The sequence below is a fragment of the Bacillus sp. z14 (2026) genome, assembly GCF_058313575.1.
On record NZ_JBZFQK010000001.1, the window covers coordinates 454,768 to 478,168 of the forward strand.

A 23,401-nucleotide genomic window follows, 5' to 3' on the forward strand; every position below is an offset into this window, starting at 1 on the left:
GAGGAATCATATGAACTTAACGAAGAAGATAATCTATGCACTGATACTTGGTGCCCTTGTAGGTCTTTCCCTAAATATTTTCTCCCCATCTTTATTTGAAACATTCAACAAATTTCTTTTCGATCCATTAGGTACCATCTTTATCAATCTGATTAAATTGTTAGTAGTCCCAATAGTATTGTTTTCTATTATTTTAGGTGTAGCTGGCCTGGGAGATCCTAAAAAATTAGGATCCATCGGTTTTAAAACCGTTTTCTACTTCCTATGTACTACAGCCATAGCCATTATATTGGCTATCGTTCTTGCTATGGTAATTTCACCGGGAACCAAAGGTGAATTTGATACAGAAAATGCAACTTTTGAGGCTGAAGAAGCCCCTTCAATCGGAGAAACGTTCCTTAACATTATTCCTGATAATCCAATCATGGCTATGGCCGAAGGAGATATGCTCCAAATCATTTTCATGGCTGCTTTAATTGGATTTGCATTAACTGTTTTAGGAAAAAAGACAGAAGGAATTGTAAAATTGGTTGAACAAGGTAATGAATTGGTTATGTTTCTTGTAACCTGGGTTATGAAATTAGCTCCTTATGGAACGTTTGGTCTTATAGCATCAGCAATTGGAGAACAAGGCTACAGTGCAATGAAAGCGATGGCATTATATATGATTGTCGTTGTAATTGGACTAATCATTCATACTATCCTTATTTATGGTGGAACGATTCTCTTTTTGGCACGTAAAAGTCCAATATGGTTCTTTAAAGGCTTTGCACCTGCCATGACGGTTGGATTCAGTACTTCCAGCAGTAATGCAACTTTACCTCTATCCATGGAAGCGGCACAGGACAATTTAGGTGTTAAAAAAGAAATATCTAGCTTTGTTCAACCTCTGGGCGCGACAATCAATATGGACGGAACAGCCATTATGCAGGGTGTTGCCACCATCTTTATCGCTCAAGTCTATGGTGTAGATTTATCCTTCACTGCCTTAGTTACAGTCGTGATAACGGCAGTTCTTGCCAGTATCGGCACAGCAGGCGTACCTGGTGTAGGTCTAATTATGCTTGCAATGGTTCTAAGCTCAGTTAATTTACCTGTAGAAGGTATTGGGCTAATCCTTGGAATCGACCGTATTCTTGACATGGCACGAACATCTGTCAATATTACAGGTGATGCAGCTTGTGCTGTCATGATCAACGAACAAGAAAAAAGAAAAGAAAGCGCTGCATAGTCATAAACTCTAGTATTCTATTCTATTTTTATAATCCTTATATCCACTGCATCTTTATTGATAGAGATCTTATCGATAAAGATGCAGTTTTCTTATTATTGTTTTATTTATAATAATAGTTATATTCAATTCAAAAAAGAGCAGGTAAAATCCAAAAACAGGAGATTTATCTGCTCTTTTAGTCAGAGTTTAAGGTCTATAAATTTACTATACATTTAAAAATAAACAACTATAATGGTTGTGTTTGGTAAATCATTTCCTTTATACCCTTATCAGTTTTAAGCTTTTAGTGTAACTCTACAGTTTCCTTGCAAATTTTACTCCCTACTTTCACAGTTACAGCAATACAACTGGAATTCATAGTTTACGAACTACTATTAAGAATAATCCATATCCTAAGCTAGGTGGAATTAATCATTAAAAAGTAGGAATCCGCCCAATGGTCCGGTAATTCCAACAATTAATTTAGTTTCCTTATCTACATAAAAAATGTAGTCATAACCGCCTTCTCCAAATTTAAAGTAGGAATATAAAGTTCTTTTCCCTGAATCCCTCTTACTAGAACTCTCCGGTAATTTATCCAACAAATCATCTTCTGTCATTCCTACAGTTAAACCTTTCACAAAAAATACTTGTGATTCTACTTCTGCACCTTTAATTTTAGTAATGACATCCTCATCTTTTACGCTTAAATGCACCCCAGGATTGTCACTCATAGCACCGTCAGCAGTAACATGACATTCAACTAACGGAATTGATTCACTTGTTTCCTCATAAGTAGGATTAACAGGCTCAAGAAATAATTCAAATTCATTTTTGGAAACCTTGATTAGTGGTGAGAACCCAAAACTATCGTCAATCCAAACCTCTTCAATTGATTTATCACTTTCCTGTGTCTTACTTTCCATATAGACAACATTAAATCCAGCATCAATAAAATCCTGAACAATTGTATCTTCCGTCCATATGAAGTCAAAAATTTGGATGGCTTTAGTACCTAAATCAGCATTTAGAATTTCTTTATCTGCCTCATGGAGTGCAATTTTTTCTAAACCGCTCACTTCTTTATTTACTTTTCCGTCTTTTAAGTTAACCTCTAATTCCCCTTGATCAGCCGTATAAGATACATCTGCTACAAGTTTATCTCCATTACTAATATTTTGTTCCTTATTTAACTTTATTTCTATATTCTCTTCAAGTGAAGAAAATAAAAGTTTTCCATCAATACTGAGTAATTTTTCTTCAAAACGAGATGAATCGAAATTAGCATTTGCTGTTGCTTCACCATCATAACCACTTACTTCAATTGTTACATATTCGGTTAAATCAATTTTTTCCTTTGAACTGCAACCCGATATTCCTATGAAAGTAATTAAAATAAATAATAATGCCAAGCCTTTCTTCATTTTAATCTCCACCTTCCGGAATATTAATTTTATATTGATATATTAATAATACCCAGTTTGAATTTACTTAAATATATACACATTTAAATTAAATTATTTTTATATATCAGATTGATACTTAATATACATAAAACAAAACACCCACATTCAATAGTGGGTGTTCATAGTATCTCTTTATGTATGCTTTATTATTGAGCAGTGTATCCTCCGTCTACGACAATTTCCGCTCCTGTCATAAAAGTGTTTTCAATAGCGAATATGATTGCATGTGCAATCTCCTCAGGTTTACCCAAACGTTCAAGTCCTTTTGATAGCGGATGAAGTGATTTTAACATTTCGATTCCTTCTGCTCCTGCAACATCCTCATTTACCATACCTGTAATAACATAGCCAGGATGGACACTATTTACTCGAATGTTAAAAGGAGCAAATTCTAAGGCCATTGATTTTGTCATTAATCTTACTGCACCTTTACTAGCGTTGTAGAAACAAGCACCGGCTGAACCTACTAAGCCAAGAATTGAAGAAACGTTAATAACCGCCCCACCCATGCCTTGTGCAACCATCTGTCGAATCGCTTCACGGCTGCAATAAAATACACCATTTTGATTAACCCCTATGTATTTTTCGTATTCATCAGTTGGAAGATCTAGTGTAGAACCTCCTCCTCCTATACCTGCATTGGCAATCATAATGTCAAGGTGTCCATATTTTTCAACCACGTGTGACACCATATCCTTTACTTGATTTTCGTCTGATACATCTACTTTCAAAAATTCAACGTTTAACTCTTTGGCAGTTTGATTTCCCAACTCCTCGTTGAAGTCTGCAATAACAGGGATTCCACCTTTGTTGAGAATAGCTTTTACCGCTTCTTTACCAATTCCGTTTGCCCCTCCAGTTACAATAGCTACTTTACCTTTGATTTCAAACATACTAACTTCTCTCCCTTTTTCTTATTTAAATACTTTCTAAAGAAAGATTATTTGACCATTTATTATCCACAAATAGTAGAAATATTGCTTGATTTTTTGATCCCTGCATATAAACTTCACAATAGTAGACTTCAAGATAACTAAAAAGGGGCACAAACGCTTGGTGCTAATCTCCGTTTGTACCCCATTATATTGAAATTTACTATTCATATGGACTTATTCATGCTATCTATTACATCCGAAGAGAGATTCGAACTCCCGACCGACGGCTTAGAAGGCCGTTTATCTATGCCTTTACGTTATCTCGTTACTCCTCCCGCCCCACATTAAAATACCTAGCCTCCGGATGCGAAAAGACCATCGCGGAAACAGATGCTTCAGGATTCATCATAAATCCCTCTGTCAACTGAATTCCGATATCCTCTGGTTTCAGCAACCTGAATAGCTTTTCTTGATCCTCGAGATTCGGGCAGGCTGGATACCCGAATGAATAACGCTGACCGGTATACTTAGCACTCAATCGTTCTTTCATGGTCATATCGATAGAGTCATGGATTCCCCAAGCATCCCTCATAAGATGGTGGACTCGTTCAGCTAAGCCTTCAGCACATTCGAGTGCGAGTGATTGGATGACATGGCTCTTTAAATACTGTCCTTCTTTTTTCCATCCTTCTGCTATTTCTTTTATACCTTTACCTGCTGTGACAATCATCAATCCCACATAATCCTGTACACCTGACTCTTGGTCCTTCACATAATCAGATAAACACAGATAAGGCTTTTTGGACTGTCGCGGAAAATCAAATGTTTCGAGGACTTCATCCGGATTAGCTGGGGAACATATTTTTAGAATTTCTCCATCACTTTTTGCAGGAAAATATTGATACATCGCTGATAATTTAATCTGATTGTTTTCGAGAATCTCATCAACTATGGCTGCAAGTTCTAATAATTTTGGATTCTCTTCCTCAAACAACCGATCCACTTTCCCCTTCATCCCAAGGTGATGGCCAAATAACATTTGTTTATTCACATATGGGTACACCAGAGATAGTGGGTAATCCTGCAGAATATGCCGGTTTAAGTCCTCGGGGACTGGTATATTCTCTTGATCCTTCACTGTTTTATCACGGTTTTCTGTAACTTGAATATCCCTTTTCGTTTCAATCGAAATCACTGCTGCTTGCTCATTCGTTTCTGCCTCTAGCTGAGCGAGAAAGGATAGCCTTTTCTCATCGTCATGGAGCTGATTGATTAAATCGAGTCCATTCATGGCATCCTTTGCATAAAAGACCGGTCCATTATATTCAGGAGCAATTCGCCCTCTAGTAAATTTCCTGGTAAGAGCTGCTCCACCTACTACAATCGGAACATCAATTTCCGCTTCTCTTAAATCCTGAGCGGTAATAACCATCTGTTGGGCTGATTTTACCAACAAGCCTGACAAGCCAATAATAGTTGGGTTCTCATTTCGGACGGATTCAATCAAGGTTTGCGGAGCTACTTTAATGCCTAAGTCAACCACTTCATAGCCATTATTACTCATGATGATATCAACGAGATTCTTCCCGATATCATGTACGTCCCCTTTCACGGTTGCCAGCACCATTTTTCCTTTTGTAGACGTTGTACCTGATTTAGTCATCAATGGTTCAAGCTGCGAAACGGCTGCTTTCATGGCTTCCGCGCTTTGCAATACTTCAGCTACGATTAACTGGTTATCATTAAATAGTTCTCCAACCTTCGACATACCGGCCATTAATGGACCGTTGATGATATCAAGCGGCTCCATCCCTTTTTCAAGAGCTTCATCAATATCCTCCTTCAACCCGTCCTTTGTCCCTTCGATAATGTATTCAGGCAGGCGCTCCATTAATGGAAGTTTTTCTTTCGTTTCCTTTTGAACAGGCTTTTTTGTCCTATAAAAAGCAACAAACTCAGCAAGAGATTCTTCTGAGTTATGAAACAAAAGATTCTCTGATAATTTAACTTCCTCCTCAGGGATTAACGCAAATCGAGTTAATTTTTCTGTATTGACAATCGCATAGTCCAAGCCAGCCTTTGTACAGTGGTATAAATAAACGGCATTCAGGACCTCTCTTCCCTCATTCGGCAGTCCAAACGATACATTACTGATGCCTAAAATCGTTAATGTTCTCGGAAGCTCTTTTTTAATGGCCGCCAGTCCCTTTACCGTTTCCGCAGCTCCTTCCCGGTATTGTTCATCACCAGTACCAACCGGAAAAACAAGCGGGTCAAAAATAATATCCTCCGGTACGATTCCATACTTTTCTGTTAACAGTTGATACGATCTCTGGGCAACCTCCAGTTTTCGTTCTTCTGTTACGGCCATCCCTTTTTCATCAATTGTTCCAACAACCAAGGCTGCACCATACTTTTTTGCCAATGGAACAATTTTCTCAAAGCGTTCTTCCCCATCCTCTAAATTTATCGAATTAATGATTGCTTTACCCTGAGAATGGCGGAGTGCTTTTTCGATGACCATTTCATCGGTTGAATCGATAACAAAAGGCACCTTTATTTTTTTAGCCGCTTCTTTCATGAATTCTTCCATATCAGACACTTCATCGCTATCTGGATCAGCTAGGCACACATCTATTACATGGGCTCCTTTTTTGACTTGCTGTCTAGCAATCTCGGAAGCTTCTTCAAATTTCCTGTCCTTAATCAGATTCTTAAACTTTCTGGATCCAATCACATTTGTCCGTTCACCTACAAATAAAGGTCTCATTGAATCATCATAGATTAAGGCATCAATACCAGAGACAGCATGATTACCCTGTTTGCCATTAATTTGCCTCGCTTCAATTCCGGTAACCGCTTCTTTAATAGCTCGAATATGATCAGGAGTCGTTCCGCAGCAGCCGCCAACAAGATTAATCCAACCTTTTTCGGCAAATTGCTTGATCTTCTTGCTTAGGGAGGAAGGCGATTCATTATATTGGCCATTTTCATCTGGTAATCCCGCATTCGGGTAACAGCTTACTGCAGCAGTGCTTAATTCAGATAAAGACCTGATATGGTCAGCCATGAACTCTGGACCAGTTGCACAATTAAGCCCGATTGCAAGAGGATTCATATGCTCACACGATATATAAAAAGCTTCAATGGTTTGACCGGCTAGAGTAGTCCCCATTGGTTCAATCGTTCCTGAGATAATTAATGGAACTTCCCTGCCTAAAGATGAGAATGCTCTTTTCATTCCAATATAAGCTGCTTTCACATTTAATAAATCCTGCGATGTTTCCAAGAGAAGCAAATCAACTCCCCCATCAAGCAGGCCCTTCGTTTGCTCTTCATATGAATCTGCCAATTGTTCAAAAGTGGCTCCGCCTGTTACGGATAAGGTTTTGGTCGTAGGTCCCATCGAACCTGCAACAAAGCGAGGGCTGTCAGGACTGTCAAACTGTTCTGTTGCTTTTCGAGCCAATTGAGCTGATTCTTTATTCAGCTGATATGCCAGGTGACCAAGATTATATTCATCCAGTACAATTGGAGTTGCCCCGAATGTGTTTGTTTCAATAATTTCCGCACCTGCTGCCAAGTACTCTTCATGAATCGATTGGATTACATCCGGGCGGGTTAGCGTTAAATACTCATTACACCCATCGTATTGTTCCCCGCCAAAATCATCCTCTATTAATTGATGCGCCTGAATCATGGTTCCCATTGCTCCATCTAGAATAACTATTCTTTCAGCCAATAACTCTTTCAATTTTTCTGTTCTCATGATAGATGCACTTCCTTATTTACAACTGATTTCTGTTCTTTGATGTACCGAACCAAATGCCCGCTTAATTCATATTTCATAAAAGGTGTAATAATATAGATACCGTTAAATAGTTCACTTGCCGCGTCCACTAATTCTTTTGAAATGGCAAAGCTTTCGCGAGCACAGGCTTCCTTATCCGTTCCGGCTCTTTCCATCGCCTCTCTAACATGAACCGGCAATGAAATACCTGGCACTTCATTATGTAAAAACTCTGCATTCCGGTGACTCGTTAAAGGCATAATGCCAATAAAAATCGGCTTTGTTATATGCCTGGTTGCCGCGTATACTTCCTCTAATTTTTCAATACTAAACACGGGCTGGGTTAAGAAATAATCAGCTCCAGCCTGAATTTTCTTTTCCATTCGCTGTACGGCTTTATCTATGTACTTTACATTTGGATTAAAGGCAGCTGCGATATCGAAATTCGCCCGGCTACCCAGCGATTTTCCTGAATAGGAGCGCCCCTCATTCAATTGCTTAACCAATGAAATCAGGTCCATTGAAGAAAGATCATATACAGAAGTCGCGCCCGGAAAATCACCAATTTTTGAAGGATCCCCAGTCACCACCAACACCTCTGATAATCCAAGGGAATGCATGCCCATTAAATGAGATTGCAAGCCAATCAGATTATGATCTCGACAAGTTAAGTGAACAAGAGGCACCGTATTTAACTTTGATTGTAAAATCGACGCTACCGCAAGATTGGATATTCTCGGTGACGCCAATGAATTATCCGCAAGTGTAATCGCATCGGCACCCGAATCTAATAGGTAGCGACTTCCTATTAAAAAATCCTCCAGGCCGAACGTCTTTGGCGGGTCCAACTCCACGATAACCGTCGTTTGTTTTTTTGCCTTACCTGAAATTGTATCTGGACCTTTTCGTTTATATTGAATGATTTCATATGATATAGGCTGATGCTTCGGCTTGGCTACAAAATCTTTCACCTTTACAGGATGAAGATCTTCGATTCCTTTACGAATGGCCTGAATATGGGCAGGAGTTGTACCACAGCATCCACCTAGCAGCCGGACCCCCTGCTTCACAAGCTGCCTTGAACTATTAATGAAATAATCCGCTTCTGTCGAATAGACATATCTTCCATCTGATAAATCAGGTAAGCTGGCGTTTGGATAAGCCGCATAATAGGTATCTTCCAATAAAGGTACTTCTTCGTATGAGCGAATCATATGATAGGGACCCATCCGACAATTGATGCCTAACACATCAGCGCCTGTTTTTTTCATAAGAGAAAACGCCTCACTGACATGCATACCATTTTGCAAAAGGCCTGTTTCATGCAGAGAAATATTCGCGATAAGAGGAAGATCACTCATTTTTCTAGCCGACTCTATTACCGTTAATAATTCGTCTAAATCATAATAGGTTTCAAGTAAAATGCCATCCGGCTTTTCATCCAATAAAGCGGTCAGCTGTTCATCGAAATATCCCTTAATTTCCGTTAGTGTTAATTCTGATTTCCTAAAGCTCCGCAAGCCGCCAATCGTGCCGATGATGAATGTGTTTGGATCAGCCGCATCTTTCGCTATTTTCATTCCGGCTCTATTAATTTGAGAAACTTCCCTTTCGAGACCATAGCGCTTTAATTTATGAAAATTTGCGCCGAATGTATTCGATTGAATCACATCAGCACCAGCCTCAATATAACTTCTATGCATCTTTTTGATCTGATTGGGGTTTGTCAAATTAAGCTCTTCAAAGCAACTATCAATTCCAAATGAATATAAAAGTGTTCCACTCGCCCCATCTGCGACTAGAATTTTTTCATTTAACGTTTCCAGTAGTTTCACTGTCTTTCCCCCTAATTAGTTGGTTAATGTCTCTGATGAGGAAAACAGACTAATAGAAAAGAGCTTTCATCATGAAAGCCCTCTTTCCTAAGGTCTCTCATCTCTCAAGCATTGCTTGCTGGATTTAGCACCTTGGATTACCATCCAGGTTGCTGAGATTTCAACGGGCCAGTCCCTCCATCTCTCTAGATAAGAATATGAAATTATATATTTACTTAATTTACTATAAATTTTCAGTTATTTCAATCTATTTTGATAATTAATCCAAAAGAGTTAACGATTTAGTATTTTGGGTATGTATGGGGTAGGAGTGATGTTAGATGAAGGAAATAATAACGAATCAGTTTAAAAATCCAACTGGTGTCCTCGGAAAGATTGCAGGTAAAATAATGGCCTATGAAAATGAGGAATTATACGAATGGACATTTGATCAATTGACTATTACCCCAAATGACACACTGCTAGAAGTTGGTTTTGGCCCAGGTGAAGGAATGCACATGCTTTTTGAGAAGTACCCTACCATCCAAATAGATGGTGTCGATCCATCAGAAGAAATGGTGAAAAATGCGAGCAAACGAAATCAAGAACAACTCAACCGCAATCAGCTTCGTTTGTTTAATGGAACTGTTCTCGGGATTCCCAATCCAATGGTGTACGATAAAATATTTAGTGTAAATAGCTATCCATTATGGGAAGATCAAGAGGCTTGTATTCAAAAAATACATTCTTTATTAAAAGAAAATGGAAAACTGACTATAACCGTGCAGCCAAGGCAGGAAGAAGCAACCGAAGAACAGGCTCATGCCTTTGCCGAAGAGATTAGAGAGGTGCTAACTAATACAGGCTTTAAGTCTATTAAGGTTCAAACGAAACCACTCAAACCGTGCTTATCTATAAATGTCACAGCCATCAAATAGCCCTTTTTATGAATATTAGAAATTCCACTCAAGCTTAGACACTCTTTCTATCTGACCCTTTTCAACCTATAAAAACCATAAGCTCCTCCATCAGTTTTGATTGAATTTCTATTATTTAGGGTATATTATAAACATATACACATATATTAAAAAACCAGAGAGCTGGATACTCCCTGGTACAACTACTAGCGAGTGGTATGCAAATAGTTTAGTTCTTAGAGGAACCACCCTTATGCTTTGGTCGGCGCGGGGTGGTTTTTCGTTTGCCCTTTAGCTGAAGATTGGCGAATCGCGTGGCGATGCCGGCAGCAAGGGTCGTGAAAAAGATCATTGCTACATCTTTTGCCAGAGCTATTAGAAAATCCATAAGTATATCACCTCCCTTCTCCTTTATATAAGGAAAAGAAGGCGCATACCACCCGCACCAAGTAGTTGCATGAAAATTATACCATATATGTTATTGATAACATAATGACTCTGGTTGTCTTTTTTAGGTGATTGAAAATTCCTATCCCTTGCTAATGGATCTCTTTTATTTGCTCTCTGTTCACAAGTATTGTTGCTGATGACTTAAAGAGAGACAGCTTTTTTATTGTCGCAATTATTCAACTAATGCCCCATGTTTTTCTCCCTATTAAATTGATTTTTATCAATTCCTTATTCTTATGTAAAACTCTTTTTCGTTATCCTGAACCTTTACTGCCATAAGAAGTTCAACACAAAAAGGCATTCAACGATTATCACTTAATATTACCTTAATTAAAAATTATACTTTCTCTTCTTCAGCTATCCCAACATAACATCGTTAACCGATATTGCGGTTTTACCGCTACGTCTATTTCACACTGAAGTAACTAACTTTGGCTGCTGCATTAAGCGAAATGGGAACCCTATAAGAAAAGGAGCAGCCTAAGCAACCCCTTTTAAATAACATCAATAATTTCCCTTGTTCACAGGCCTAATAAGCACTCCTAATTTAACTATTAGTTTAAACACCCAATAAAAGAAAAAGAAGTTAAACAAAAAGCCAAACGAGACTAAAGAAAACAGCATTCCACCATGATAAACTAAAATATCAGCAGGAAAACCGAAATAATAATCACCAATACTCTTATCAAATCGATAACCTAAGGTAGGAACAACTACAACAATAATAGTTGATATAAGACTTACTATTGATAATTTTAGTTTTTGGGCATTAAATTTGTTGATGTTTAAAAACGCAACTATTACTAAACCATTGATTAACAACCCAATAATCAAATCAATCATACTAAAATCCCCTTGTTTACTTATTCCAGAATTTTTTTCTTTATAAATTATTATAACAAATATTTCCTTAGAAACGTTTTGTTATTTTCAGACCGCCAAGATTCCTAAAAAAATAGGCTGTCCATAAGCCATTATGGCTTATGGACAGCCTATTACGATTTCGAACCTTTTGTTTTCCGATATTCCCCAAACGTAAATACAGTAGCAATGATAGCAAGCCATGCACATCCTGCAATATACCCTGCAATTACATCACTCGGATAATGGACACCCAAGTAGATTCGGCTGTAGCCCATCGTTAAAATCATAAAAATACAAATCGCATAGACAGCCAATCTAATGGGCCAATTCTTCGTGATTCTGGTAGTTATGATCATAAGTGCGCCGTATAGGATAAAAGATGACATAGCATGACCGCTCGGAAAGCTGAAGCCATTTACCTCGATCAATGGATTCAATGTTGGTCTCTCCCGCTGGAAAATCCATTTTAAGTAATGGTTAACATAACCGCCCGATAATGTCGTGATGATTAAGAATATGACACTTAATACACGTTTTTTAAATAATAAAAACACAGAGAATAGGATAACCAATAGAATATTGCCATCAACTGATCCAAGATTAGTTATAAAGGTAAGTACTTTTGTGCTTAATTCATTAATACTCCCCTGCACAGCCTGGATGATTGTCATATCAAAATGATAAAGCTCATTCTCATTTATGTTCTCTGCAATATCTACGAATAGGATGGTACACACAATAAAGAGGGCGATTAATACGAAAAAGGTGATTACATGAACATTTAAAAAGGTATTCGTCTGCTTCTTCATTTCTGCCCTCCTATTCTAATATGTATCAGCTCAACCTATTTTAGATTCTACAAATGCTTTAGCATGTTGTTGGAATGCTGAATAAGCATCTGCCTCTTCTTTATAGACTTTCCTTTCTCCAAAGCTAACATGTAGTGTATCCAAATTTAACTGAACAACCGTTTCATACTCATACGTTGCATTGCCAATCAAATCAATCCACGTTTCATCTGGCAAATCATGGACCTGGCATAGTACCATTCCGCCTGGATTATAGACGTGCAGAACTGCTTCATCAGCCAACTCATCAATCCATTTCGTAACAAGGCTTGAAGCTGACATTGCCGTTCCGCAAGCATCCGTAAAGCCAACACCTCGTTCAAATGTGCGAACAAAAATGGATCCTTCCTCCAGACGGGACACGAAGCTGACATTCACACCATCTGTAAACCAGTCATTCTCACCATTCAGCATAGTTGCTATTTTCTCTTGTCTATCCGAATGGATTACCTCTTTATCAACAAGACTGATCAGATGTGGATTTGGTACTGACAGGGTTGTGAACGTAAGATTCTCGTCAATAAACGGCAGTTTTTGATTGATGATTTCGTCCATTTCAGTATTCATGGGCAATGCACTCGTTGCCTTGATAACCGGAGATATTTCGACGCTGTATGTAGGGATATCCTTATACATGTCCGGCTCTTTCTTAACCTGCAGGGTGGCTTTCATCGTTTCTATCAGCAGGTTATTTTTCTTCAATTTTTCTTGAACATACCGACCTACACAACGGAGTCCATTCCCACACATGGATGCTTCTGAACCATCTGCATTAAAGACTCTCATTCTGGCATCTGAGGCCTCACTGTTTAACACAAAGAGAATTCCATCTGCTCCCTCTGTGCCCGTCCGCTTGCACATATTTATAGCCAATTGGCTTCGTTCTTCATCTGTTAATGACAGCTTGGTATCCATTTCATCGATTAAATAAAAATCATTGTTAGAACCATGTACTTTAATTATCTTTATATCCATTCTCCTGCTCCCTTCAAACAACATTCTCTTCACTATTTCACCATTATAAAACATATTGTGCAACAAGCTAAAGTTTAGCGACGTTTATAGGAGTGGTCAGTGGTTTTGCTGCTGAAGGTAATCAAGGCAAAAGCAATAGCCTATTCTCTTTTCATCCTCTGTTGCTCCTTCCGTAAATGTCAGGAGAGGTGTATTGGGATCAAGAAAATGTTTACTGTAGTATGCCGGCATCCATCCGCAAGAATAATGTACAATTTTCCGCTTATCATATGTTTGTTCAACAATGAATTCAGATCCATGAAGGATTTCACCGCCATATTGCCGGATTCCATATGGGTTTGCCACATTGCTTGTACTTTTTTTTCCCAGTTGTTTAGATTGCTTATACCTGCCTAATTGTTCTTGCTCAGACGTTAAAATTTCAATATCCCCATTTAACCCAAAACGGCTTCGATACTCACATAATACATGGCCGTTGCTGTCAGATAAGATATATCTTCTCGGTAAAAAAATAAGCAATGAAGCTGGAATAATCCACATCCAAATATTTTCCCGTTTATCTTTAAGAGATCCAACCAGATTACCTTCTGGTGAGAAAATAGCCATATGAAGGGTCGGGGCTGGTAAAAATCCAAGGAAATATTGGCTGTTCGTCAGCGGTGAGCCTTCCTCATCAGCCACTTTCGCTTCCGGAAGTTTCTTCATTCTGCTTTTCAGTCTGAAATTACGATTGATAGAAAAAAGAACCAGCACTATAAAAGGACAGGTAACACACGCAGCTAATATGATATCGAATCCATTCAACCAGGCAAACAAAAAACAGAGAAGACCGACTACAAAGTATGCAACTAATTCTGCTGTATATATGCTATGAATTTTTTGGTAATAATGCTTAGTAGTCAAGGATTTTTCACCGCCAATTTTTTAAACCTGATAACCATCCATACATTCTATGCTGGACATGTCCAAAATAGTAACGGATTTAAAAAAGACCCGGCAGAAATAATGCCAAGGTCTTTAGCTATTGCTATTTCAATATTCGAAGTGTTAATGGGATTTGATAATATTCTCCAGAATATGCCTTTACAGCAGCCACTATTGTAAATATCAACACATATATTCCAATCAGCCAAGCAAGGATAAAACCAATACCGATGAACGCCAATATAAATGCTATAAAGGTGTAAATCGTATAGCTGATTAAAAAGTTTAAATATTCCTTACCATGGTAATCGATAAAATCTGAATCATTCTTTTTAATTAACCATATAACGAGTGGCCCAACCAGCACTAAGAAAAAACTGCTGACATAGATGGCTACTGCCCATAATTTATCATTTGTATTTTGCATCATTAAAACCTCCCGTATCTTTATATAAATTTATGCGATTCATTCAACATTTAGGTTTCAAAGCTTTCATGATTTCTTTTAGTTCTTCATACACTCTATACAGAAACTATAGACAAGTATAAAAATTTGGTTTTGTAACCTGCATGAGGAGGCTGGCTAATTTGTTTGAAGAATGGAAAGCAATAGTACTGGGGATCATCCAGGGTCTTACTGAATTTCTCCCTATCTCCAGTACGGGTCATTTATATTTAGGGAGACATTTATTCGGTCTTGATGAAGCAGGATTATTACTGGATACCCTGCTTCATACAGGGACACTTATTGCATTGCTGATCTTTTATGGGCATGAAATTATAAAACTTCTTAAAAAACCATTTTCAAAAATGACATTCCTTTTGATAATCGGGACAATCCCTGCAGTATTAGCAGGTGTACTATTCAATGATTATTTTGAAGGCATTTCTAAATCCGGGATTACAATTGGCTGGGAATTTCTTATAACTGGGATTGTTTTATGGTATGCAGATATTATGCCCAAACAAAATAAAAATTTAGAGAGCATTACCTATAAACAAGCGTTATTTATTGGTACTTTCCAGGCGGCCGCCATTTTCCCAGCCATCTCTCGATCCGGTTTTACGATGGCAGCGGGCCTCTTCAGCGGGCTAAACCGTGAAACTGCGGCTTACTTTTCCTTCCTCCTCTCCATACCGGTAATATTCGGAGGAATATTATTTAAGAGTAGAGATTTATTGACAGGACCCGTCGAAGCAATTTCATTCCAAGGTTTATTTCTCGGTACAATTTTTTCTGCTATATTTGGTTATCTTGCTGTTTCCTGGATGATTAAATATATTAAAAATCATTCCTTAAAGCCTTTTGCTATCTATGTCATTCTATTGGGAGCTGTCATATTAATACTTCAGCACCTAAATATATTCTAACTTTATTTTTACGATAAATAGGCATTAAATTTTGTTAAAAAAATGTACAAAAAATGACGAAAAAAAACTATTTCATTTTACTAAAAAATCTTGTATGATACTTTCAGAAATAGTTTATTTTTGAAAATTGTATAAGCGAAAATTAGGGAAGGCAAATGGTGCGCCACCAGTAATGGTCCTAGTGGGTTCGATTCCCACCCCGAAATTTTTTGATATTACATTAAAAAATTTCGAGGGGAAATCGCAGTTAGCGGCTGCCCTCATACGGAGGGATCTGTATGTTGAAAAAACGTGAATTATCTGATTGTCCTGTATTGTTTGATTTAATGATTCACCCCGATGTCTTCCCTTTTGTGCGCCATAAAACGCATCAATATGAAGAATATCTCTTTCTTACTAAACAAATGATTGAAGCTGAGGAGCGTGGCGAACTGATTTCACGTACCATTCTCGATGAGTGGGGAAATCCAATTGGCACGATAACGCTTTATGATGTATCCAATCAGGCTGGCTTTTTAGGTACTTGGTTAGGGAAACCCTATCATGGGAAAGGATATAACCAATTGGCTAAACAGCATTTCTTTGAAGAATTGTTTTTTGAGCTTGAGATTGAAACGGTCTTTCTGAGAATAAAGAAAGAAAATATTCGTTCTTTTAAAGCAGCTCAAAAGATGCCCTATACTATGCTTGCAAACGAAAGTCGAAAAGCCTTATATGAAGAAATCAACTCAGGGGAGTATTCATTTGATTTATTCGAGATAACAAAGGACCACTTCACTTTATCACAAATGCGACAACCAGCAGAGGTGTCTGTATTTGATATAAAAGAAGCTTAAAAAAGGTGTTATGCATAGTCTGCCTAATAGACTGTGCATACACCTTTTTTCGTAATAGCGCCCCTTATTCTTTTGTTATCTTTTGCTGTTCGTATAATTTTCTCAAGATATATGTTTTGTACAACTCCAGCTTTCTCCGTTCAACAGGATGCCTTCTTATACCATTTTCTTTTAGCTTGGCCACATACCAACCCTTCGAACCTATGTATGCCATTCTCTCCTCACTCCACTCTGTTTTATTCGTTATACAATATATGAGTGATTCTAACTAATATGACACATAACTGAATAAACATAATCCAGCCAATTTAAGTAAAAATTAAAGTTTAAAAAGCAGAATTATTTTGTGGTATAATTTTTTATTGTCATACTTACTTTATACGGGGGGCATGGATATGAATTTATCTATTTTTACAAAGAGTAACTTTTCAAGAATAATTTCGGTATTCCTCCCGATATTAATTACACAGCTGGGACTGTTCGCTATCAGCTTTTTTGATACGTTTATGTCCGGGCAAGCAAGTCCTGAAGACCTAGCTGGAGTAGCCATAGGCACGTCTATATGGAGTCCTTTCTATAATGGACTTGCCGGCATTTTACTGGGAGTAACACCAATCGTCGCCCACTTAATTGGGGCTAAAGAAAAAGCGGATAAAATTCGCTTTTCTGTTATGCAGGCGATTTATGTAGCTGTCGCAATGTCCATCATTCTAATTGGCGCTGGTGCTTTAGTGCTTAAACCGATATTAACAGGCATGAATCTTGAGCCGGATGTTTATCAAATAGCCTATGGTTATTTAGTTGCTTTGGCATTCGGAATCTTACCAATTATGATTTACAATGTACTTCGTTCATTTATTGACGCACTAGGGAAAACTACTGTCTCCATGCTAATCACCCTTATTGCGATCCCAGTCAATGTGGTACTTAACTATATGTTTATCTATGGAAAGTTAGGTGTTCCGGCATTTGGCGGTATTGGTGCAGGAATCGCTGCATCAATTACTTATTGGGTTATCACTCTGGTTGCAGCAGTGATTATCATTAGATTACAGCCTTTCTCCGGTTTTGGCATTTTAAAATCATGGCCATTGCCCGTTTTTAAGGAATGGGTTGAATTAATGAAAATTGGATTCCCAATAGGTATGTCCATCTTTTTTGAAACCAGCATCTTTGCAGCAGTTACGCTGGCTATGAGCTCATATGATACGATTACGATTGCATCACATCAGGCTGCCATGAACTTCTCATCCTTCTTGTATATGGTACCACTTAGCTTTGCGATGGCATTGACCATCATTGTCGGCCATGAGGCAGGTGCCAAGAACTATAAAGCAGCTAAAGAATATTCAATACTTGGTGTTTTTTGTGCGATTGGTTTTGCAGGCATTAGTGCTATCTTCTTATTTATTTTCAGAGATTATATTGCTCTTCTATACACTAAAGATCCTGTGGTAGCTTCATTAACAGCTCAGTTCTTAATTTACGCCATCTTCTTCCAGCTTTCCGATGCTCTTCAGGCACCAATCCAGGGTGCTTTGAGAGGCTATAAGGATGTGAATATCACGTTCTTTATGTCCCTGTTATCCTATTGGATTATAGGGCTTCCACTTGGCATATTCCTTGCTAACTATACCGACCTTGGAGCATTTGGTTATTGGATTGGATTAATCTCCGGCCTAGCTGTTGGGGCAACTGGTTTAACATTGAGATTGTTATACGTTCAAAAAAGAAAATTTGTGCACACTTCAAATAGCTAACCATACAAAAAGTTCGCTTGAATAAACCAAGCGAACTTTTTTATTTACTATCTATTACGATGATTTTTCAGACAAAGTTACACATACTAAATTTTCAAGGCCAAGCTGCTTATCTGGTTTTTGATAAAACATCCTGCCCACCTGTTACTGGAATAACCGTTCCTGTAATAAAGTCAGCTTCTTCCGCACATAGAAACGAAATGACACGTGCGATATCACCGCCAGTTCCAGGCCTTCCAACTGGAACATTTTCTGATACTATACCTTCTTCTACACGAAAGCTTTCCTTCCAAGGATCCACAATATCCCCTGGACAAACCATATTGGCTGTGATTCCATACTCCGCCTCTTCCAAAGCCAGCGTTTTTGTCAAGGAGGTTAATCCCGTTTTGGAAGCAGCAAAAGCAGAACGGTATTTCCAGCCCGGAGCGTGGTCTGACTGATCAAACCCCATGGTAATAATTCTTCCCCATTTATTCACTCGCATATAGGGAATAACCAATCTGGCTAAGTAAAACATACTCGATAAATTCCCATTAATAAGATATTCCCATTCTTCTTCCATATATTCCATCATTGGTTTACGTTCCTGTATATATGGACCAGCATTATGTATCAGAATATCAATTCCACCACATAATTCATAGCATTGATGAATTAGTTTGCGATGATGATCTTGAACTGTTACATCATATGGCAAAGCATAAGCTTGCACGTTGTAGTTTTGAGCTAATTCCTGCATATCTTGGATGGCACTGTTTTGATTAGTACGATAGGTCGTAATGACATTTATCCCATCCATAGCTAATTGCCTTGCTGTAGCTCTGCCCAGTCCTCTTGCTGAACCAGTAATTAAAGCCGTTTTCCGAGTCAACTTCTTCTCCCCCTACAGGCAGTATTTACTATCTGTATTATACATTGAAAGATGACATTTCCGTTAATCAAAAGCTGACTTCTGCATTAACGACAATTACCCTTATCGCATATAGTAAGTTAACCTAATATGTCTCTTGAAAGTCGAGGTGATCAATTGTTTCCGTGGAACCTTTTTCCCAAAAATCAAAACCAAATGCCAGATTGGATGAAGTTCCTTAATCAGCCAGGTATGGAAAAGCAGATGGAACAATTATTCTCCATGCTATCACCTGATCAATTAGGAGGAATGATCAACCAACAATTTAAATCAAGTCCAGAACCAGATGAGCAAACGGTGGTCCATTCAAAACATTCCGTAGATATTCTGGAAACACATGATTATCTTTTCATTAGAATCCCAATAAAAGAGGATCATTTACCTAACGTTAAGGTATACCATACTTCTACAAAGCTTCTCCTATCCGGATTACCCCCGGATCCAGAGGAGAAACACTCTTTTCATCTACCTGCTCCGGTAAAAAAAAAGGGAGCGAAATCTTCATATCGGGATGAAATCCTGGAAATCATTCTCTTTAAGGTAAATGAATCAAACTATTCAGAAATTTCTATTCCTGAATGGTAAAAAAACTGGCTTGGATGACAGGGCCAGTTTTTTACTATCCTTTATTTTTCTCCCTGTAAAAATACAAGAACTTTATCTCCCGGTTTCCCATTGAATTCCACCTTCATATATTTAAGCCTGTTAGGGCAATCCAATATTTCTAATTTACCCTGGTTAACCAATCGCTTTTCAATCAAAGAGGCATAAATCGTGTTATCAGGGCTTACTGATAAGGAAACATGGATTCCTTTATCATTTGGATTTGCAGTTGCAACTGTAAAATACCTGAATTTGTGGACATCAAAAATGATATGTGCATTGCCGTTTGATTTAAAAAACAACTCTTTTTTTATATTAACAAATTCATGATTTTCCCTTTTTATATGCGCATTATTATTAAACTCTCCAACATCCAATCCTGCAATCTCTTTTATCCTGAATTCTGTTTGATTATGCGTTTCAGCGGTATATTGTTTTTCTTCCCTATGTAATTTGTACACCTGCGATGGTTCAATTACCTTTTTATCATTCTCCTGAATTGTCAAGATAGACCCTTCCTTTCTATCGATGCATAACGTAATTAACTATATGTGTATGCATCAATCTTTCGGAAAAGAAGGCATAAATGAATTCTTATCAGTGTACTTCTATAACTTTTTGACCAATAGAATATTTAAAATTTATGTTACTCATTTTTTATACAATATTATCACTCTCCTGGCGGAGAACATCTTCATTTAGACTGTAACTGTTCTAAACATGCTTATTGTGCTTACCTGACCAGTTTGTATTATAAGGAGTACAACATATAATGGGGCATTGATCCTACTTGGAGTAAATGTCTCGTTAACCATATTTCTATTTCTGATATTAATGCTCCGATGACTGTCCGTTTAGCCGAATAAGGCAAGATAAAGGAACAATCACACAAACATACATTTGAAAATTTCTACCCTAAGATATTCGCAGATTTCTTCTATTTATACGATTCTATTTTTAATAATTAAAATGATTCACACAGACTGTTTCTTATATTTTTCGCTTTGTAAAGCAAAGAAAACCCAAATTATCGTAATTAAAGTTACGTAACCTGTGCTATTTTCAATAGGTCTTCCGATAACCCACGCAATTATGTCTGCACTTAATAAAGCTAAAAAAGTAAGGGTGATAATAAGAATAACGGAATGAATTAACAGTTTAGTGAATCTAATCATTGTTAGTTTTGGGAAGTTAAACATTTAAAAACACCTCCTAATAATAGAGTCAGCATCAATAATCAGTAATAAAAGAAGATTATGGTACGTAAACAGAAAAAGGAGACAGCAAAGAAGCTGCTCCTCTATTTCAAACTATTAGCAATCATGGTTACGAAAGAGTAATCATCCTGAGATTATCCATTAATCGTTAATTAACAACAGTAAATTCTTTCTTTGGCATTGCATGCATTCCTCTTGCTGTCACATGAGGGATCATATAATAGTCCCCTTCCTGAGAGAATGACTTTTCAAGACTGTATATACCATCCTTTTTATGCTTAACGGCAATTTTCTCTTTATCCGAACCATCCTTTTTGCCAAATTCAAATTCGACAGATTCAGCATCCGTCACCTTATCATTCCCCTGTGTTACGGTCACCTCAAAAAGTACATTTTCATTCACTATGGCCGCCTCAGGTGAAAGTTTTACCTGGACATCAATGATAGCTGGCATTTCTTCATCTGCTGCTTTGTCCTGACATCCGAACAGGATTATTACTGTGATCATACATAGACTCAAAAATAATACATTCTTTTTAAACAACTTAATTCCAACCCCTTATCATTCACAATCCACTAATTCTAATAATACTCCAAAACTGGAATTAGAGACCAGTAATTAGTTGGAAAATTCACCAAATATTCAGGTTTTCTCTTTCTCATTTTTTTCTTTATTCCCTACTTGTATATTTCTGGATGAGGTTACAAAACCTATACTAAAAGGAGGTTAGACATGTGAGCCATCCATATTGTTGTCCAAACTGTAAAACAAACCGGTCACGTTTTAATGTGATTGAACAAACTCCCATTTACGTGAAACTTGATCCCCAATCAGGCACTGTTATTCAAATGTACGCAGACGATGAATTAGACGCCTTTCATTTACCCTATAATGGACCTGTCAGAAGAATCCAGTGCGCTGCCTGCGGTTTAATTGAAGATGAAAAAACATTTATTGCATTTGGTGAACGCTCGTTTAAATAATGTTGATTCAAAGCGCATTCATATTCTTTCCTGAAACATTAACCAAAAAATCGCCTCTCCTGGAATGGAGAAGCGATTTTTTTATTTTATATCCTCAGCCAATTTTTTCTTAGCTGCTTCTAGCTGTGGATCTTCTTCAGTAATTTTATTTCTTAATTCATTCATTAATTTATTTGTTGTGTCTCCCTGGATCACACCTGTTTCTTTTAAATCATGATCCTTTTGGAACTTTTTAACCGCTGTTACAGTGTTCTCATCAAAATATCCATCGGCTTTACCTGGATTATATCCAAGTGCTTTAAGCATTTTTTCAGCATTCTCAACTTCTGGCGACATTTTTGAAAGCTCTAGCTTTTCCTCAGGATCAATAAACGATAAATTTGCATAATCAGGCATTTTGACAGTAATGTCCGGCTTGATGCCTTTTTTATGAATCCAGTTGCCATCCGGTGTCAGCCATTTTGCATACGTAAACTTCAAATTGGATCCATCTGTGAAGTCCATTGCTGATTGAGCAGTTCCCTTCCCATATGACTTCACACCAATAATCGGAATATCAGCAGATTCATTTAACGCTGCAGCCACTATTTCAGATGCACTAGCACTGCCTTCGTCAATTAGTACAGCCGTTGACAATTTAAATTTATAACCGGTATCTGTCGCTTTTGCTACTTGTTTATTCCCGCTGCGGTCTTCAATCTGTACGAGATTTTCACCGGCTGGAACAAACATATTCGCTATTTTTTCAGCTTGGTCAAGCAATCCGCCCGGGTTTTGTCTTAAATCAAGCACAATTCCCTTCATACCTTGCTCTTCCACTTCACGTAATACTTTTTCAAGCTCTTCAGCTGTATTCTCAGAAAAGCTGGTTATCTGTATGTTTGCAATATCATCCGTTAAGTTCTCTTTATAAACTGTATTTACAGGAATTGTATCACGTATTATTTTAACGTTCATTGTCTTACTTGCACCCGGACGCTGGATTACTAAATTAACCTCCGTCCCTTTTTTTCCACGGATTAAGAGCACGGCATCGCTGGACGACATCCCTTGCAGGCTTTTATCATTTACTTTTAAAATAATATCACCCGCTTTTAATCCGGCTTTCTCAGCAGGTGCACCTTTTATCGGTGAAACAATTACAATTTGTTCATTTTCTGACATTATTTCTGCCCCAATTCCCTCAAAAGAAGAGGAAATGCTTTCATGAAAGCTGGCGGCTTCTTCTTGTGTCATAAAGTCCGAATATGGATCATCAAGTGATTCTACCATTCCATTAATGGCACCATCAATTAATTTATCGCGGTCCACTTCTTGGAAATAACTATTTTCCAAGGTATCCATAGCACTTTTGATTTTCTCCATATCGTTTTTAGATCCGCTAAGCGGAATCTTGATTCCTGATGTTGATTGTTGCGTGTTATCCATTATGTACCTTGTTGCAAAAACACTAAGGATAATGAGTAAAGCTGATCCTAAAATAAGATAAATCCATCTAACTTTAATATAGCCCTTCGGCTTGTTTGCTTGTTCTTGATCTTGTTCTGAATCCAACTGGTTCACCACTTTCACTGAACTATA

General features: G+C 37.7%; 22 protein-coding genes, 1 tRNA gene and 1 riboswitch. Of the genes, 7 read left to right on the forward strand and 16 right to left on the reverse strand.

Going from position 1 to position 23,401, the window contains the following annotated elements:
- The first annotated feature begins 10 nt into the window (after positions 1-10).
- Positions 11-1,231, forward strand: a complete 1,221-nt coding sequence (locus AC4G3O_RS02000) for a dicarboxylate/amino acid:cation symporter (RefSeq protein ID WP_066107037.1) — start codon at positions 11-13, stop codon at positions 1,229-1,231.
- A 410-nt stretch (positions 1,232-1,641) separates the two neighbouring features.
- Here the strand turns inward: AC4G3O_RS02000 and AC4G3O_RS02005 are convergent, their stop codons facing one another.
- The 5 genes from AC4G3O_RS02005 to AC4G3O_RS02025 all read right to left on the reverse strand — a co-directional run bounded on the left by AC4G3O_RS02005 (position 1,642) and on the right by AC4G3O_RS02025 (position 9,179).
- The gene (locus AC4G3O_RS02005) at positions 1,642-2,637 is read right to left on the reverse strand and encodes a hypothetical protein (protein ID WP_066107041.1); all 996 of its coding nucleotides are present in this window, start codon (positions 2,635-2,637) and stop codon (positions 1,642-1,644) included.
- Positions 2,638-2,825: 188 nt separating this feature from the next.
- The gene (locus AC4G3O_RS02010) at positions 2,826-3,572 is read right to left on the reverse strand and encodes an SDR family NAD(P)-dependent oxidoreductase (RefSeq protein WP_066107046.1); all 747 of its coding nucleotides are present in this window, start codon (positions 3,570-3,572) and stop codon (positions 2,826-2,828) included.
- Positions 3,573-3,811: 239 nt separating this feature from the next.
- Positions 3,812-3,881 (reverse strand) — tRNA-Ser (locus AC4G3O_RS02015).
- A complete protein-coding gene (metH, locus tag AC4G3O_RS02020; protein ID WP_066107049.1) occupies positions 3,880-7,323 on the reverse strand; it encodes a methionine synthase in 3,444 nt (1,147 codons plus the stop codon). Before metH ends, AC4G3O_RS02015 begins: the two co-directional genes overlap by 2 nt.
- The gene (locus AC4G3O_RS02025) at positions 7,320-9,179 is read right to left on the reverse strand and encodes a bifunctional homocysteine S-methyltransferase/methylenetetrahydrofolate reductase (RefSeq protein ID WP_491135738.1); all 1,860 of its coding nucleotides are present in this window, start codon (positions 9,177-9,179) and stop codon (positions 7,320-7,322) included. Before AC4G3O_RS02025 ends, metH begins: the two co-directional genes overlap by 4 nt.
- A 94-nt stretch (positions 9,180-9,273) precedes the next feature.
- Positions 9,274-9,375: riboswitch (SAM riboswitch) on the reverse strand.
- Positions 9,376-9,499: 124 nt separating this feature from the next.
- Between AC4G3O_RS02025 and AC4G3O_RS02030 the strand changes: the two genes are divergently transcribed.
- Positions 9,500-10,096 (forward strand): class I SAM-dependent methyltransferase, encoded by a 597-nt coding sequence (locus AC4G3O_RS02030; RefSeq protein ID WP_066107055.1) that lies wholly within the window; start codon positions 9,500-9,502, stop codon positions 10,094-10,096.
- 208 nt (positions 10,097-10,304) lie between these two features.
- Here AC4G3O_RS02030 and AC4G3O_RS02035 read toward each other — a convergent pair whose 3' ends face one another.
- The 6 genes from AC4G3O_RS02035 to AC4G3O_RS02060 all read right to left on the reverse strand — a co-directional run bounded on the left by AC4G3O_RS02035 (position 10,305) and on the right by AC4G3O_RS02060 (position 14,563).
- Positions 10,305-10,463 carry a hypothetical protein gene (locus AC4G3O_RS02035; protein ID WP_175354299.1) on the reverse strand — a complete coding sequence of 53 codons (159 nt, stop codon included), beginning with the start codon at positions 10,461-10,463 and terminating at the stop codon, positions 10,305-10,307.
- Positions 10,464-11,029: 566 nt separating this feature from the next.
- Positions 11,030-11,368 carry a hypothetical protein gene (locus AC4G3O_RS02040; protein WP_139891815.1) on the reverse strand — a complete coding sequence of 113 codons (339 nt, stop codon included), beginning with the start codon at positions 11,366-11,368 and terminating at the stop codon, positions 11,030-11,032.
- A 152-nt stretch (positions 11,369-11,520) separates the two neighbouring features.
- Complete coding sequence (locus AC4G3O_RS02045) at positions 11,521-12,198, reverse strand: phosphatase PAP2 family protein (RefSeq protein ID WP_491135739.1); 678 nt, start codon at positions 12,196-12,198, stop codon at positions 11,521-11,523.
- A gap of 30 nt (positions 12,199-12,228) precedes the next feature.
- Complete coding sequence (dapF, locus tag AC4G3O_RS02050; RefSeq protein WP_491135740.1) at positions 12,229-13,212, reverse strand: diaminopimelate epimerase; 984 nt, start codon at positions 13,210-13,212, stop codon at positions 12,229-12,231.
- Between the two features lie 96 nt (positions 13,213-13,308).
- Complete coding sequence (locus tag AC4G3O_RS02055) at positions 13,309-14,115, reverse strand: hypothetical protein (RefSeq protein ID WP_148629809.1); 807 nt, start codon at positions 14,113-14,115, stop codon at positions 13,309-13,311.
- Positions 14,116-14,239: 124 nt separating this feature from the next.
- Positions 14,240-14,563, reverse strand: coding sequence for a DUF4870 domain-containing protein (locus AC4G3O_RS02060; protein WP_066107071.1), 324 nt, complete (start codon positions 14,561-14,563; stop codon positions 14,240-14,242).
- A 143-nt stretch (positions 14,564-14,706) separates the two neighbouring features.
- On the opposite strand from AC4G3O_RS02060, the gene AC4G3O_RS02065 reads away from it, so the two are divergent.
- Both AC4G3O_RS02065 and AC4G3O_RS02070 read left to right on the forward strand, forming a co-directional pair.
- On the forward strand, positions 14,707-15,507 hold the full coding sequence (locus AC4G3O_RS02065) for an undecaprenyl-diphosphate phosphatase (protein ID WP_491135741.1): 801 nt from the start codon (positions 14,707-14,709) through the stop codon (positions 15,505-15,507).
- Positions 15,508-15,785: 278 nt separating this feature from the next.
- Positions 15,786-16,343 carry a GNAT family N-acetyltransferase gene (locus AC4G3O_RS02070; protein WP_490994199.1) on the forward strand — a complete coding sequence of 186 codons (558 nt, stop codon included), beginning with the start codon at positions 15,786-15,788 and terminating at the stop codon, positions 16,341-16,343.
- 64 nt (positions 16,344-16,407) lie between these two features.
- On the opposite strand, the gene AC4G3O_RS02075 is transcribed toward AC4G3O_RS02070, so the two are convergent.
- Positions 16,408-16,557, reverse strand: a complete 150-nt coding sequence (locus AC4G3O_RS02075) for a YflJ family protein (RefSeq protein WP_077248137.1) — start codon at positions 16,555-16,557, stop codon at positions 16,408-16,410.
- Between the two features lie 181 nt (positions 16,558-16,738).
- On the opposite strand from AC4G3O_RS02075, the gene AC4G3O_RS02080 reads away from it, so the two are divergent.
- Positions 16,739-18,103, forward strand: coding sequence for an MATE family efflux transporter (locus AC4G3O_RS02080; RefSeq protein WP_066107078.1), 1,365 nt, complete (start codon positions 16,739-16,741; stop codon positions 18,101-18,103).
- 109 nt (positions 18,104-18,212) lie between these two features.
- Here the strand turns inward: AC4G3O_RS02080 and AC4G3O_RS02085 are convergent, their stop codons facing one another.
- Positions 18,213-18,977, reverse strand: coding sequence for an SDR family oxidoreductase (locus AC4G3O_RS02085; RefSeq protein WP_066107081.1), 765 nt, complete (start codon positions 18,975-18,977; stop codon positions 18,213-18,215).
- Between the two features lie 156 nt (positions 18,978-19,133).
- Between AC4G3O_RS02085 and AC4G3O_RS02090 the strand changes: the two genes are divergently transcribed.
- Complete coding sequence (locus AC4G3O_RS02090) at positions 19,134-19,601, forward strand: Hsp20/alpha crystallin family protein (protein WP_066107084.1); 468 nt, start codon at positions 19,134-19,136, stop codon at positions 19,599-19,601.
- A 41-nt stretch (positions 19,602-19,642) separates the two neighbouring features.
- Here the strand turns inward: AC4G3O_RS02090 and AC4G3O_RS02095 are convergent, their stop codons facing one another.
- Positions 19,643-20,125 (reverse strand): DUF6385 domain-containing protein, encoded by a 483-nt coding sequence (locus AC4G3O_RS02095; protein WP_066107089.1) that lies wholly within the window; start codon positions 20,123-20,125, stop codon positions 19,643-19,645.
- Positions 20,126-20,984: 859 nt separating this feature from the next.
- Complete coding sequence (locus AC4G3O_RS02100; protein WP_139063859.1) at positions 20,985-21,344, reverse strand: FixH family protein; 360 nt, start codon at positions 21,342-21,344, stop codon at positions 20,985-20,987.
- 227 nt (positions 21,345-21,571) lie between these two features.
- On the opposite strand from AC4G3O_RS02100, the gene AC4G3O_RS02105 reads away from it, so the two are divergent.
- Positions 21,572-21,820, forward strand: a complete 249-nt coding sequence (locus AC4G3O_RS02105; protein WP_066107097.1) for a DNA alkylation repair protein — start codon at positions 21,572-21,574, stop codon at positions 21,818-21,820.
- An 81-nt stretch (positions 21,821-21,901) separates the two neighbouring features.
- Here the strand turns inward: AC4G3O_RS02105 and AC4G3O_RS02110 are convergent, their stop codons facing one another.
- Positions 21,902-23,383 carry a S41 family peptidase gene (locus tag AC4G3O_RS02110; protein WP_254654731.1) on the reverse strand — a complete coding sequence of 494 codons (1,482 nt, stop codon included), beginning with the start codon at positions 23,381-23,383 and terminating at the stop codon, positions 21,902-21,904.
- Positions 23,384-23,401: the final 18 nt, after the last annotated feature.